General features: G+C 47.5%; 11 protein-coding genes and 2 pseudogenes. 8 read left to right on the top strand and 5 right to left on the bottom strand.

The genetic code is table 11. From position 1 onward, the window contains the following. Positions 1-122: pseudogene (locus tag RLO19_RS26895) on the top strand (IS630 family transposase); the annotation flags it as partial. 14 nt (positions 123-136) lie between these two features. Here the strand turns inward: RLO19_RS26895 and RLO19_RS26890 are convergent. After that, positions 137-400 (bottom strand): annotated as a pseudogene (locus RLO19_RS26890) (Uma2 family endonuclease); the annotation flags it as partial. 48 nt (positions 401-448) lie between these two features. Here RLO19_RS26890 and RLO19_RS26885 point away from each other — a divergent pair. Next, positions 449-655: a hypothetical protein gene (locus RLO19_RS26885; protein ID WP_446360448.1), complete on the top strand. Its 207-nt coding sequence runs from the start codon at positions 449-451 to the stop codon at positions 653-655. Here RLO19_RS26885 and RLO19_RS26880 read toward each other — a convergent pair. Together RLO19_RS26880 and RLO19_RS26875 are read right to left on the bottom strand one after the other, a co-directional pair. Further along, the gene (locus RLO19_RS26880) at positions 629-1,030 is read right to left on the bottom strand and encodes an ExbD/TolR family protein (RefSeq protein ID WP_446360446.1); all 402 of its coding nucleotides are present in this window, start codon (positions 1,028-1,030) and stop codon (positions 629-631) included. The genes RLO19_RS26885 and RLO19_RS26880 overlap by 27 nt on opposite strands. Next, complete coding sequence (locus tag RLO19_RS26875) at positions 1,014-1,664, bottom strand: MotA/TolQ/ExbB proton channel family protein (protein ID WP_446360445.1); 651 nt, start codon at positions 1,662-1,664, stop codon at positions 1,014-1,016. The genes RLO19_RS26880 and RLO19_RS26875 overlap by 17 nt, the downstream gene beginning before the upstream one ends. A 459-nt stretch (positions 1,665-2,123) precedes the next feature. Here RLO19_RS26875 and RLO19_RS26870 point away from each other — a divergent pair, with 459 nt between their 5' ends. The 5 genes from RLO19_RS26870 to RLO19_RS26850 all read left to right on the top strand — a co-directional run bounded on the left by RLO19_RS26870 (position 2,124) and on the right by RLO19_RS26850 (position 8,158). Beyond that, a complete protein-coding gene (locus RLO19_RS26870) occupies positions 2,124-3,836 on the top strand; it encodes a TonB family protein (protein WP_446360444.1) in 1,713 nt (570 codons plus the stop codon). Positions 3,837-3,920: 84 nt separating this feature from the next. Next, the gene (locus RLO19_RS26865; RefSeq protein WP_446360443.1) at positions 3,921-4,982 is read left to right on the top strand and encodes an MORN repeat-containing protein; all 1,062 of its coding nucleotides are present in this window, start codon (positions 3,921-3,923) and stop codon (positions 4,980-4,982) included. Positions 4,983-5,256: 274 nt separating this feature from the next. After that, a complete protein-coding gene (locus tag RLO19_RS26860; RefSeq protein WP_446360442.1) occupies positions 5,257-6,291 on the top strand; it encodes a FecCD family ABC transporter permease in 1,035 nt (344 codons plus the stop codon). Continuing rightward, positions 6,288-7,334: a FecCD family ABC transporter permease gene (locus RLO19_RS26855; RefSeq protein WP_446360441.1), complete on the top strand. Its 1,047-nt coding sequence runs from the start codon at positions 6,288-6,290 to the stop codon at positions 7,332-7,334. The genes RLO19_RS26860 and RLO19_RS26855 overlap by 4 nt, the downstream gene beginning before the upstream one ends. A 17-nt stretch (positions 7,335-7,351) precedes the next feature. Continuing rightward, positions 7,352-8,158 (top strand): ABC transporter ATP-binding protein, encoded by an 807-nt coding sequence (locus RLO19_RS26850; RefSeq protein WP_446360440.1) that lies wholly within the window; start codon positions 7,352-7,354, stop codon positions 8,156-8,158. Positions 8,159-8,774: 616 nt separating this feature from the next. Here RLO19_RS26850 and RLO19_RS26845 read toward each other — a convergent pair. Together RLO19_RS26845 and RLO19_RS26840 are read right to left on the bottom strand one after the other, a co-directional pair. Continuing rightward, positions 8,775-8,900 (bottom strand): hypothetical protein, encoded by a 126-nt coding sequence (locus RLO19_RS26845; RefSeq protein ID WP_446360439.1) that lies wholly within the window; start codon positions 8,898-8,900, stop codon positions 8,775-8,777. After that, positions 8,897-10,828: a hypothetical protein gene (locus RLO19_RS26840; protein ID WP_446360438.1), complete on the bottom strand. Its 1,932-nt coding sequence runs from the start codon at positions 10,826-10,828 to the stop codon at positions 8,897-8,899. The genes RLO19_RS26845 and RLO19_RS26840 overlap by 4 nt, the downstream gene beginning before the upstream one ends. 280 nt (positions 10,829-11,108) lie before the next feature. Between RLO19_RS26840 and RLO19_RS26835 the strand changes: the two genes are divergently transcribed. Then, positions 11,109-14,453 carry an alpha-mannosidase gene (locus RLO19_RS26835; protein WP_446360437.1) on the top strand — a complete coding sequence of 1,115 codons (3,345 nt, stop codon included), beginning with the start codon at positions 11,109-11,111 and terminating at the stop codon, positions 14,451-14,453. Positions 14,454-14,695: the final 242 nt, after the last annotated feature.

Genomic DNA, 14,695 nt, shown 5'->3' with positions numbered 1-14,695 from the left:
GACTATTTGAATCAGTAGAAGAACTAGAAAAATTGCTACATAAATTATTAAATGAAGGAGAGCTTATAATTAAATGGAATAGAAAAATCAAAAACAAAGGCAATGCTGTTTATCCGGTTTAGCTGCGTAGCAGCTTATAAGTCCCACACTGATATTCAGGAATCCAAACTCGCAAGTCGCTGTTATACAAACGAAAATCGGTATCTCTTAGCAAAAACCCCAAGTAAATTAATAAGTTGCTAGCGATCGCACTATGGGCTTCAGAACCTCCCGACATTGTAATAATCTCTCCGTTGCGGTATTCATGGCGTTCCGGGTGGGTTTCTTCCATCGCCCGATACTCGTCTAGCGTGAGGCGAATTGTTCCTACATCTGGGGAACTGGTTTGAGCAAAGACCACAATTAGACCTCTTGAATCATTACCTCTAATCTAAAACGATTCAATGACATGCGCCCAACATACTTATTCAGCAAGCCCTATTTAGCCTTCAGGACGCCTACATCAACCGTTGACCCTGGGATTAACTATCCCAAACTCAATCCCCAAGCAAACTTACGTTTGTTTTGTTTTCCCTACGCCGGAGGTGCTGCTCGGATATTTCGGACACCCCAAACTGTGCGATCGCCTCTACTGTCTCTGAGCTGCGATCGCTAATTTGGTTCCCTCAATTTTACGCAACTGATCCATCACGCTCACCACCCGACCATGATCGACTTTTTCATCAGCATTGACAATGACAAGGGATTCACTATTCGGCACAACTAAAGCGCGAACGGCTTCTTCAAGCGCCTCTAATTCAATCGACTGGCGATTCAGTGCAATTTTTCCATCAGGCTGAATCGTAACCGTAATTTCAGTACTCGGCTGATTTTGGGCAGTTGTGGCATTCGGTAAATTCACTGACAACCCTTCTGAACGGGTCAAGTATAGCGTCGAAATAATGAAAAATGCCAAAATCGAGAAAATCACATCGATCATCGGCACGATGTTGATTTCCCCTGGCTTCTCTGACTCATCGGGAAGCCGCATAAACATCTCTCCTTTGCTCATATTGACGACGATAAAGCAGTTCTAACTGACCGCCATATTCCTGAATCAACGCCAGTTGTCGCTGATACAATCCTCGGAACATATTGGCGAAAAAGAGGGTGAAAATTGCCACAACCAACCCCATGACGGTTGAAACCAAAGCTTCGGAAATTCCACCCGTGACGCCCGTCGTGCGGGTTCCCCCAACATCACCAATATTCAGGGAAGAAAACGCTGTGATCAAGCCCAAAATCGTTCCCAAAAGACCGAGGAGAGGAGAAATCCCAACAATCGTATCAAACACGGTATTAAATCGCTTCAACGTTGGCAATTCTGCCTGAGCTGCACTCTCTAAAGCCAGACGGAATTCCTCCGGGTTCGGGTTATCGAGTTCTAACGCTTCCAGAAAAATCTTGGCAATCGGCAAATCAGCATTCTGCTGTAGATAGTTGATAGCCGCGTCTGGCTTTTCTCGGTAAAGCTTCAGAAAGTCTTTCACAACTCGGCGTTGCCGACGAGTGACTCGAAACCAAAAAAACAATCGCTCTACAATCAGGGCGACTGCCGCCAGGGAAAATAGGAGTAGGGGCCAAGCGACGATTCCGCCTGCCTTGAAAAATGGAATAATGGGCATAGCCTCTCTTGCAATTGTGATTCAACAAGCTCAGCCAGCTTTCCGGCGTACCGTTGGAGTACAAGCTGATAATTATTTTCAATAGATGTATTGCTAAATCGGTTTCCTTGTCAAGTAGTTGAGCGAAATATTTTTCGTTGCGGGAGAGTCAGCCAGGACATTCAGCGATCGCTTTCCCAGACAAAAGCACGGAAAATAGGGCTTTGGGCGACTCTTGGGGAAAGCAAACTTCTAAGATTACCGGAAATCTTTCCACTTGACAGGGGGAGTGAATTGTTATAAGTAAGCAAATTTATTGAAAATAAGTTTCAAAAATTTTTTCTGGATCTTCGTGACTAGGCTTGCCATATTATACTTGCCAAGTTCATTTATTGTTTCACCGTTAATGCAACTTATATGCAATAATCTGGAGTGGTTGAGACGATAGGCGCTTGAGTAATCAGGAAAGGTGCGTAGCGTATGAGCATATCGATCTTCTGTATAGAGCAGCACAAAAAGGAACAAGAGGCTCTCAAAAAGTTTCTCATTTACAGCTTTGCTGGGAGTGCGGTGCTGCATATAGTGCTAGCCCTTGGCATAAGCTTGGCTTGGGAAACAAGACCAGAACTTGCCGAAAACCCCATTGAAATCATACTTGTGGAGGAACCCGAAGTACCTAAGGCAGAAGAACAACCTCTAAAAGAGACTCCAAAGCCAAAGCCAACACCAAAGGCAGTTGAAACCCCAACTCCACCGCAACCGACAAAAACGCAGATACCAGAGCCAATTAAACCGCAGCAACGGGCGGAAGCTTTGCCTCAAAAACCCGTTAAGCAACCCGTACCCGCTATACCAGCAACACCTCAAAGAGCCGTAACGCCACCTGCACCCACCTCAGTAGAGCCACCCACGGAACCGACAAGGGAACGCAGAACCGTTGTTACACCTCCCTCAGAACCGATTCGTGAACCCTCAGACCCGGCTCTATCACCACCTGAACCCGTAGCTATTAATAATTCAGCACCGCCACGCCCAGACAGAAATTCCCAACCGCTTCAGACTGACTCAGACGTAGAAAAACTTAGAGAACGCTTAAGCGAACCAACGACGACAGAATCAACAGCGCCACCCAATGATGACGCCTCTGAAGCCAACCCCACACCCCCAGGTGCAGTGGCAAAAAATCCCTCAGCTCCCCCACGACCCAGAGGAGTTTCTGGAATACTTTCTGATGCGTCAAAGATTACCGAAAACATCAGAGAGCGCTTGGGCGATAGTTTTTCCCCATCGACAGATTCTTTAAGTGATATTGCTAACCCTGGCTCACCAGGAGCAGTGGCAAGGAATCCCTCAGCCCCCACACGACCAAGCAGTAGTTCCCAACCGCTTTCAGGTTCTTCTTCGGGTTCCCAACCATTCAGAGAAAGCTTGGGCGGTGGCAGTTCTGGCGAACGAGCTTCATCAAGTGATGGCGACTCAATAGCTAATCCTGGAGTACCAGGAGAAGTGGCAACGAATTCCTCAGCCCCCCCACGACCCGCAGGCAACTCTGAGTCACTCCCCGTTTCCTCAGCAGAAGGTTGCACGGCTACAAGGAAGCCGGAATTTCCATCATCACTAGCCAATCAAGGTATCGAAGCGAGACCCGTTGTCGAATTAATCGTCGATGAAAAGGGCAAGGTAATCGAGTCGAAGCTTGTAGAACCCAGTTCTTATCCTGCTATTAATCAAGCTGCCCTTGAAACTGTAACAAGTGTGAGTTGTCCAGCACGAGGCAACCGCCGTCGAGTACGAATGGGAATTAGTTTTGCTCAGCCGGGAACTGACTTTCAACGGGAAGCCCGTCAACGCGCCGAAAAGCTAGAACGGGAACGTCAGGCGCAGCTAGAACAAGAGCGTCAAGAACGGGAACGTCAAGCGCAGCTAGAACAAGAGCGTCGAGAACGGGAACGCCAAGCGCAGCTAGAACGGGAGCGTCAAGAACAAGAGCGTCAAGAACAGCTAGAACAAGAGCGTCAAGAACAAGAACAGCTAGAACAAGAGCGTCAAGAACAACTCGAACGCGAACGTCAGGAACAAGAACAGCTAGAACAAGAGCGTCAAGAACAGCTAGAACAAGAACGTCAGGAAAAACTTGAACGGGAACGCCAAGAACAGGTGGAAGAATTACCCCCTCCCGAACCTACAGAGTAAAAACGTAACCCGATGTCAGATGCAATCCCTAAAACTAACTCAACAATCAGCCCAATCTATCTTAATAAAGGAGGTCTTTGTCTAATGCTTCGTAAAATCGGGCGCTTCGGAATAACGTTACTAATTGCATCAAGCTTAGATATTGCCAGCCATATTATCAATCCCGCGATCGCAGTAGCAGGTGTCGTGACCTTACCCGATGGGGGTCGCTGCGAAGGGGCAATGAGCAACGGTAACCTAAACGGTGAAGTCGTCTGTGAATACGCGAATGGCGATCGCTATGAAGGAAACTTTGTAGATGGCAACAAGAAAGGTCAAGGCATCTATACCTTTGCTGATGGCGGTCGTTATGAAGGTGAGTTTAGCAACGACCAACCCAATGGCAAAGGTGTCCGGGTGTACGAAAATGGCGATCGCTACGAAGGGGAGTTTAAGGATGGTCAGCCTAACGGTACAGGAACCTACATTAGCGCCGATGGCGGTCGCTATGAGGGACAGTTTACGGATGGCAATCCCAGCGGTACGGGAGCCTTTATTTTAGCTAATGGCGATCGCTGTGAAGGAGAAATTCAAGACAGTAGTCTTAATGGGATGGGGGTGTGCGACTATGCAAATGGCGATCGCTATGAAGGTGAACTGAGTGATGGTAAGGCGAATGGTCAAGGAGTCTACACCTTCTCTGAGGGGGGGCGCTACGAAGGAACTGTTAGCAATGGTCAGTTCAATGGCAAAGGGGTTAGGGAATATCCCAATGGCAATCGCTACGAAGGGGAATTTAGTAACGGCAAACCCGAGGGTCAAGGGGTTTACGTTTTCGCTAATGGAAACCGCTACGAAGGTCAATTCAGTAACAGTCAATTTAACGGCGAAGGTGTTTTCACCGACGCCAATGGTAATCGTTACGAAGGACAGTTTAGTAACGGTAAGTTCAACGGCACTGGAATTTATACGTTTGCTAATGGCGATCGCTGCGAAGGACAGTTCAGTGAGGGTCAGTTAAACGGCAAAGCTGTCTGTAACTATGCCAGTGGGGATAGCTTTGAAGGAGAATTCCGCAATGGACAAAGGCAGGGGGAAGGTGTCTATATTTTTGCTGACGGAACCCGTGTGGAGGGAATGTGGGAAAATGGGGAGATTCAAAATTAGTTTTCTTTTTAAGGGAATGGGGAATGGAGAGTTCTAAGAAGATGTTTCTTGAAGTATCCGATCCCCCCTAGCCCCCATCCCCCCTAGCCCCCCTTTGAAAGGGGGGGAGAGAAAGGGGGGGAGAGAAAGGGGGGAAATGACCAGAGAAAGTCCCCCTTTAAAAGGGGGATTTAGGGGGATTTCCACTAGGTAGTAGTGTCAAAGACAACTTTTCAGACATCCTCTAAAACCTTTCCATTTGCAATTGGAATCATTGATTGAGGTAAAGAAGCGATTGGCAAGCGAGAGTGCTACGGTAAGAGGGAAAAGTAGGGGGCGATCGCGCCTCTTACTCCCCGTTGGTTTGTCACTGAGTCTGTTGATTCTGCTAGTCAGCTTGGTGGCAAGCATTACCTATGGTGCCGCAGATATTTCTTTTAGCACTGTATATGCCGCTTTAACCAACTTTGATGGCTCTACCGACCACCTGATTATCCGCACAGTCAGGATGCCGCGATCGCTGATTGCCATGCTAGTGGGTGCTGCCCTTGGGGTGGCAGGTGCCCTGATGCAGGGATTAACTCGCAACCCTTTAGCGTCCCCCGGAATCCTGGGCATTAATTCGGGTGCGGCAATGGCAGTCGTCATCGCTGTTTTCCTCTTCGGCTCGTCTTCCCTGAGTGTCTATGCCTGGTGTGCCTTTGGGGGGGCAGGTGTTACGGCAATCACCGTCTATTTGCTCGGATCTCTGGGTCGAGGGGGACTGACTCCACTCAACCTGACGATTGCGGGTGCGGCATTGACGAGCTTACTGTCCTCACTCACAACTGCCATCCTCATCCTTAGTCAACAAACCCTCGATGAAATCCGCTTCTGGTTAGCTGGATCGGTGGCGGGTCGGGATTTCACGTTGTTCTTACAAGTGCTGCCTTACATCGGCATTGGATTAGCGATCGCGTTTGCCTTAGGGAAACAAATGACCACCCTAACCCTTGGTGACGATGTGGCTAAAAGCTTGGGTCAACAAACCGCATGGGTGAAACTAACCGCCGCCGTGAGTGTGGTTTTGCTGGCAGGGAGCGCTGTCGCGGCGGCTGGTCCGATTGGATTTATTGGTCTGGTTGTTCCCCACATCGTCCGCTTTTTAGTGGGCGTTGATTATCGCTGGATTCTGCCTTATTCTGCCATTTTTGGTGCCATCTTACTCTTGGTCGCCGATATCACTGCCAGGGTGTTGATTAGTCCTCAAGAACTGCCCGTGGGTGTCATGACTGCTCTAGTGGGCGCTCCGTTCTTCATCTATCTAGCGCGGTTCAAGGTGAGACGATGAGAAAACGTTGGCTAGTTATTCGTCCCCGACTATTGCCTATATCGTTCCGTATAGAACGGCGCGTGCCAACCGTACTACTCGTATTGGTTTTGGTTACTCTCGCGGCGATCGTTATCAATGTGGGACAGGGGGAATATCCCATCCCACCATTGGCTGTTTTAAAAACGATTGTGGGGTTGCCGACGGCTAACCCCGACTATGCCTTTATTGTAAATGTGCTGCGGTTGCCCAGAACGTTGGTCGCCTTTGGGGTGGGAGTGGGATTAGCCATCTCTGGGACGATTCTGCAAGGACTGACACGCAATCCCTTAGCCGATCCCGGCATCATTGGAGTGAATGCGGGTGCGAGTTTAGCTGCTGTCAGTTTAATCGTTTTATTTCCAGATGTGCCGCTGTTTGCCCTACCTTTGTCTGCCTTTGCTGGGGCGTTGGTTGTTGCCATCTTTATCTACCTTCTGGCTTGGGATAAGGGCAGTTCTCCCATCCGGTTAATTCTCGTCGGTGTCGGAATAGCCGCTATCCTAGCGGCTTTGACGAATTTAATGGTCACATTTGGGGAAATTAATAGTGTCAGTCAGGCATTGGTTTGGCTGGCGGGAAGTGTCTACGGACGGGGTTGGCAGCATGTCGGGGCATTATTCCCCTGGCTGGCGGTGTTTGTCCCCCTGTCGTTGGCGCTTTCGATGCCACTGAATACCCTCTCCCTGGGAGATGATCTTGCCAGAGGACTGGGGGCGCGAGTGGAATGGCAGCGGGGTTTGCTATTGCTAATGAGTGCGGCAATGGCGGGTGCGGCTGTGGCTGTGGCGGGTACGATTGGCTTTGTGGGATTGATGGCACCGCACTTGGGGCGTCAGTTGGTTGGACCCAACCACGAAGGCTTAATGCCAACAGCAGCACTGATGGGTGGACTAATTATTGTGCTGGCTGATTGGTTGGCACGGGTACTCTTTGCGCCCATCGAGTTGCCCTGTGGTGCGATTACCGCCGCTGTCGGTGCCCCTTATTTTCTCTATCTGCTAGTTCGCAACCGCAAGCGATGACTTTATCTATTCATAAAATGAGCTTATTGTCAACTCGCCGACTTTCTCTGGCGTATGATGGAACACCAGTGATCACGAACCTCGACCTGGCAATTCCTGTCAGGAAGATTACGGCTTTGGTTGGACCCAACGGCTGTGGTAAATCAACACTGTTGCGGGGACTGGCGAGGTTGCTCAAGCCTTGTGCTGGTAAGGTTTACCTAGACGGGACTGATATTTTCCAGCGCTCAACAAAAGCTGTGGCGAAGCGACTGGGAATTCTCCCCCAAAGTCCAGTGGCTCCGGAGGGGTTGACGGTTCGAGATTTGGTCGCTCAGGGTCGTTACCCTTACCAAAACTGGTTGCAGCAATGGTCAAAAGATGATGAAATCCTGGTGGAGAAGGCGCTTTTCATTACAGGGATAACCCCACTAGCAGACCGAGTATTGGACACGCTTTCTGGTGGACAAAGGCAACGAGCTTGGATTGCTATGGCACTCGCTCAGGATACGGAGATTCTTCTATTGGATGAACCAACAACGTTCTTAGACTTGGCGCATCAAGTCGAGGTATTGGATTTGCTGTATGAGTTGAACCAGAACGAAGGGCGGACGATTGTGATGGTACTGCACGACCTGAATCAGGCGTGTCGCTACGCTGATCATCTGGTTGCCGTGCGGCAGGGTCAAGTTTATACACAAGGAGAGCCAATGCAAGTTGTGACGGAGGCGATGGTGCGTGAAGTGTTTGGTTTGGAGTGTCGGATTGTGCCTGACCCGGTAGCGGGGACGCCGATGTGTGTACCAATGGGTCGCTGGGTGAGGGAATTGCCACCGGAAAACTAGACCAGCGCGGCTTCAAATCAGTAGTGGGGACAACTAAAATTAATGGTGGAGATCGTCCGTCCTACTCGCTTGGCGCTCCCTATTTCCTGTGGCTGCTTTATCGAAATCAAAAGTAAAATTTTAGGGAAGAGGGAAAATTTTTGAGAACACCACGACTCTGCCTCTGGTAACTGCATACGTCCCTAAACTCTAGAGATATAAAGGGTTATGCTCCTTTATATTTATGCCTCCTCAGCCGAAATCTGAGGTTTTTTTTGACTTTTCACCTTTTTTTCACAATTGTTCGATACCTTTAATTATAGTTGTTACCCTGATGTGGAAGTGATTACCCACCCCCAACTAAAATGGCGGGGGTATTTTTTTTGCATTCACGAGTTTTTCACTTTGTTTGCATAACCTAGAGACATCATCGAGTTCGACAAGGATGGAAGGCTCTTTTGTAGCCGACTTCCCCCAGTTCCCTAACTGGGGGTTTTTTTCAATCTATGGTTTCCGGAATTGACTTTAACCGCCGCAACAATTTTTGTCCCAGGGAGAACCCTATAATCCCAATAAGTAGGTGGACACAATTAAAGTTAACGGTTGAGACAGATGAGGCTGGTGGGCAATGCCCACCCTACGGTATATCAAGGGTTTTGGCGATCCTCAAATCCACGCTTTTCAGTGCCATTGAACCCAGGGATAATTGATTGGGTAGGGGCACGATACTATCGTACCCTGATAGCTGTGGTGTCTTGTTCATCCTTTATTTTTAACGACAAACCGTCGCACCCATCGCCAAGCTTTAATTGTTACCTCCTCCAGCCAAAGCATACCCACATCCAACCATTCCATGATTTGCTCTAAGGGGTGTTTAACATACCCTGTGGGAATTGCTTGAGTTTCAATCCAGTCGGGTGCTGGTTCGATATCACTCGTTGAGGAATGGTGAATGGGTTTTTCTGGAATGTTTTGAGTGTTGCGTGTTAGAGAGGTTGAATGGGTTAATAGAGTAGGAGAATTTGTAGGAGTTTGCTCTAAGAACGTAGCCGGAGATACCTTGACAAATACTCGATTTTGTGAATTATTCGATAATCCCGTGATTAATGAATTTTGTAATGGAACTGGATAGAAAAGTGGGCTTGTCGGGTTAACCGTTTGCCTCTGGAGTTTTCGATCCGTTACAGTCAGTTTTATTGGTTTTTTGGAGAAACTTAAACGCTGGAGAATAGCACCAATGGAGTTTTGCCAGATGGCAGTTTTTTTGATTGTAAACCCTGGGGGAAGTGGGGTTGGGTTGGGTTGCGGTTTTCCCTTCAGCCAAATGGAATCAGTGACAAAAGGATTCGGTGTGGAAGTGGGTTCTGGATCGCCAAATAAATCATCCCAGGTTAACCACGGATCGGGTTCATTCGTATAGGAGAATGCTGTCCCCGGAAGGGTTACGGAAGCGGTTGAGTTAGTGAATCGTTGGTTAATGTCCTCGGTGGGGTTAATCGAGGTTGGTTCTTGTTGGCGGAATCGGGAAGAACTACCCTGACCAAAAAAGTAGTCGATCGCGGCGTAAATTAATCCTACCAGCCAAAAGGGGTGAGATTCTGATGTCTCGGTTGGATTAGCTGGTTCTCGATAGGTGATGAATGAGGTTTTGAAGGTTTGCAGTAGAGTTTGGCTACGTTGACGGAGTGCGATCGCAACGTGATTGGATGTCTTTTTAGGGTGCGATTCCCATTGGGCAATAGTATCATCTATAGCGGCTAATGTGCCCCCCGGTGCAAATTGTTTCAGCCAGGAATAGGCAAGGTTTTGGGGGATCTTGGCGCCAGATGCGGGTTCTGAGAAGGTAGACTCACCAAAGAGATTAATCGCGATCGCAACGGGACTGGTTTGCACCCATGCCATGAGTTGCCAGAATAGTCTCAAGGGCAGAAACAGAGATGGTTTAGCCAAGTGACTGAGTTGGCGTTGCACCCCAGAAGTCTTTAAGTTATAAACTAAACGCCACTGACGATAAAGGTTAGCCAGTTCCCAGCTTATTTTAGCTGCTAATTTTTGCTGTTGTTCTGGGGTGAGGATATCCAGAATTTCATTAGCGACGGAAACGAGAACTAGAGTTCGGGTGGAGAGGAGGCTGGCTACGCCTTGAATCTCTACCCGTGAGGATTGGGAAACCTGCGTAGGCAGGTTTTGTTTGTGTAGCTGCGGTTTCAACCGCCCAGTCGAAAATGTTGTTTTACCCTTCTCCTTCCCAAGCAGGGCGGGTTTAGTCAAGTTATCGGTTTCTTGGGTAACGTTATCAGTCAAACCCGCCCCTACAATCTGGCGTTCCTGATCACCGACAGGTTGTAACCGCTTCCATTGGGATGGTTCAGGTAAAGATAACGTTTCGGCTTCCTTGAGAACCTGTTGAATCGGGGTATCAACAGCAGGCGGTTGTTCTAGGGGTTGGGATTGGGTTAAAGCTTTTAATCGAGTCCATCCCGCTTTTGCCTCTGCCGAAAGTTGCCGAACAGCCGTGAGACTGGTTTGAACCACCATATATATAGGATAGAGGAGAATCTGTGTTCCCCAAACGGCAGCTACTTTCAAATGTCGGATTGCCCGTTCACCTCGATCGATGAGTCGGCGAGAATGGTGATTGATAAGATTGAATAATCGGCTGCGATAGCGACCTGGGGTAGAAGCAGACATGGTTATGCAAGCAGAAGCAGCGATGACTAATTTATTATTTCATACTGTGACATGCACCCGGGGACAAGATTCCCAGAAACTTAATCATCCGCCCGGAGTTCAAACTCCGGGCTAAGAGCTACTGTCCATTAAAATGGACTAAAATTCTTATAAAGTCGTCTAAAGACGAATGCAAGCTTTTGGTTCCTTGGGTTTAAACCCAAGGCTGGTTAATGCGACTTTGTTATTTAAAACTTTCTTAATCCTAATTGCTAGTTACTAACTTGTATAATTCCTTACCATGTCTCCATTAACATTCCTTTCTGAATCTATTGCTAAACTTCGCGCTTTAACTCAGGTGAATGTGCAGACTAATTGGAAACTGTGGTCTGAAGATCTGCCTCTGGAGGAGATAAGTAACCATATTTTGGCACATGGGTCAAGTGTTGAACTCAATGATAAGGGTTATATTATCTGGTCAGCGGGACGCCAAGTTATTTGGTTGGGTCAACAATTTATCATTCCCCACGATTTACAAGGTTATCCTTTAGCTGGATTAACCTTACGACTAGCGTTAACATGGTGGGCGGAAAATGCCAAGATTTTTGTGAATGATGAGTTAGTCCAAGAAGGAGACTTATTTGATTCTTCAGATAGAGTCCTCCTAAGTTCAGCCGTTAGTCCTGGGGAAACTATTACCGTCATGTTGCGGTTAGTGAGTCCGGGTCATGATATTGGCGGCTTAATGCGGTCTTTCTGTATTTATGAATCAACGCATTCGATTGATCCGGGATTTGTTGCTGATGAATTAACAGTATTGCAGAACTATTTAGAAGCCTTTGCACCGGAACAATTAGAAACACTAACGAGGGCTGTGGCTGAGATTGACTGGCAGAGGGTATACCATGGCGATCAGTTTACGCGATCGCTAACCCAATTGCGCCAAACTCTGCTATCCAAAAATATAACCCCTAACGCTACATTTCACCTACTAGGTCATGCCCATTTAGATATGGCTTGGTTATGGTCTACTCAGGAAACCTGGAATGTTGCAGTGCGAACCTTTGAATCGGTTCTCAGTTTACAGCAAGATTTTCCTAATTTAACCTATTGTCATACAACACCCGCCCTTTATGACTGGGTAGAACAGAATAGTCCCGACTTATTTAGCCGAATTAAACAGCAAGTCATAGCCGGAAAATGGGAAATTGTCGGCGGGATGTGGGTTGAACCAGAACTAAATTTAATTGACGGTGAATCCATTGTCCGGCAAATTCTTTATAGTCAACGTTATACCCAAGAAAAATTCGGTCAAATTACTCAAATTGCCTGGGTAACGGATAGTTTTGGCTTTACTTGGCAATTACCTCAACTCTTAAAACAAGGGGGAATAAACTATTTTGTTACCCAGAAGCTGCATTGGAATGACACCACTGAATTTCCCTATCACCTCTTTTGGTGGCAATCACCGGATGGGACTAAAATTCTCAGTTTAATGTCGCCGCCCAATATTACCGGAGTCATGGATACCAATCCAATTACCATGACAAATTATGGGATTAATTGGCAAAGGCAAACAAAGATTAAGGATGTATTTTGGTTACCTGGTGTAGGCGATCATGGCGGTGGTCCCACCCGCGATATGTTAGAAGTGTCACAGCGTTGGCAACAGTCTCCCTTCTTCCCCAATTTAGAATTTACCACCGCGTTGAAATATTTGCAGAATCTTGAGAATCAGTTAGAAGAAAGAGGAGATAGGGAGATGATTTGTAGAGACGTGCCACGGCGCGTCTCCGGGGGTGGGTTTAGTCACATCAGGGTAACAAACAACGATAATAGTGACACCCACCCAGACAAATATTCAATTCCTAATCCGATTTGGAATAACGAACTTTATCTAGAACTCCATCGCGGATGTTATACCACCCACGCTGATCAAAAACGCTGGAATCGTCGCTGTGAAGGATTACTGTATCAAGCCGAACTTTTTGCCTCTCTCGCCACCCTAATCACCAACAAAAACTATCCCCAATCTCAACTAGAAACCGCCTGGAAAAAAGTTCTCTTTAATCAATTCCACGATATCTTACCCGGAACCTCCATTCCCGAAGTCTTCATTGAAGCCAACCAAACATGGCAACAAGCCGAGACAATAACCCAAAAAATCATAGCCGAATCCCTAAACGCGATCGCGTCCCAAATCACCCTCCCCTCACCCCCCCACCCCAACGCCCAACCCCTAATCATATTCAACCCCCTCAACTGGCAACATTCAGAACTCATTACTATCTCCCTCTGCGCCCCTCTGCGCGAACCTCTGCGAACCTCTGCGTCGGAAAAACAGTTCCCAATCACCAACAATCAAACCTGGCAAATTTACGATAGTAACGGCGAAAAAATCCCCAGCCAAACATCAGTCAGGGCGGGTTTTGAACAAGAGTTATCATCAACAGCAAAACAAGAACCCCTAAACCAGCCCCTACAAACCCATCTGCTATTTTTGGCTAAAGACATCCCCGCAATCGGCTATAAAATAGTCTGGATTTGTCCAACTGATACTCCCCCAGAAAACGATAACCCCAATCCCAATAACGAATTTATTCTCGAAAATGACTACCTGCGAATTATCGTAGATCCAAATACTGGCGACTTAAGCAGCATCTTTGATAAACCAAACCAGCGAGAAATATTAAGCGGTGCAGGCAATCAACTGCAAGCCTTTGAAGACAAAGGTCAATATTGGGACGCCTGGAATATTGACCCCAATTACCATCAGCATCCCTTACCACCAACCCAACTGAAATCGATTCAATGGCTAGAACAAGGAAACCTGCGATCGCGTCTCCAAGTTATTCGCCAATTAGGACAATCCCAATTTTACCAAGACTACATCCTGACATCAGATTCACCCCTACTTAAAATAGCCACAACCGTAGATTGGCAGGAACGCCAGGTATTAGTCAAAGCCGCATTCCCCTTAAACCTAGAAGCCGACTACGCCACGTATGAGATTCCCTGCGGCGCAATCCAACGCCCCACCAAACCCCAAACCCCCGCAGAACAAGCCAAATGGGAGGTTCCAGCATTGCGTTGGGCGGATTTGGCTGATGAAACTTACGGCGTGAGTCTACTCAATGACTGTAAATACGGCTATGACGCCCAACCCTCTCAACTTCGATTAACTTTACTCAAAAGTCCAATGTGGCCCCATCCCGACGCCGATCGCGGAATTCACCACTTCACCTACGCACTTTATCCTCATTCGGGAACTTGGCAAGCCGCGAAAACGGTTCAGCGAGGGTATGAGTTAAATTTCCCCCTGCAAGTCGTCCGGCTGGAATACAGGGCGAATCAGGGTATTAAAACTTTGCCCCCTGGGGGTTCCTTGCTGGAGTTATCGGCTGAAAATTTAGTAGTAATTGCGTTTAAGCGATCGCAAGATAATCCGCAATGTTGGATTCTGCGGTGTTATGAATGTCACGCAGAGGAAGCGGAATTCTGGTTAAATAGTGATTTAGGGTTGGCGATAGAGGGTTGCGTGGATTTATTAGAACGTCCTGTGGAACAGTCTCCAGAATCCCCGACGCTGCAAACTTTGAAGATAGCGCCTTGGCAGATTCGGAGTTACGCGATCGTTCGGATTTAATATGGGAGTTGAATTAAAATGGACTCATACAGAGTTGCGATCAAACGTAGTAGATAAGGGGAGCAGGGGACGAGAAAGTTATCTCTTTGAATGCAACTTGGGATCAAACTCTTATCCAGTCGTCTTTAGACGACTTCAGCTTTTAGCCTTGGGTTTTAACCCAAGGCGGTTGGTGAGACTCTTCACATTAGCGCGTCAGCCTCTTACTAAAAGATAATATAAATGTTACAAAAGGACAGACA

This window comes from Coleofasciculus sp. G2-EDA-02 (genome assembly GCF_040226375.1).
GTDB lineage: Bacteria > Cyanobacteriota > Cyanobacteriia > Cyanobacteriales > Coleofasciculaceae > Coleofasciculus.
The sequence above is the reverse complement of the archived record's forward strand: the minus strand, read 5'-3'. Positions and strand labels throughout refer to the sequence as shown.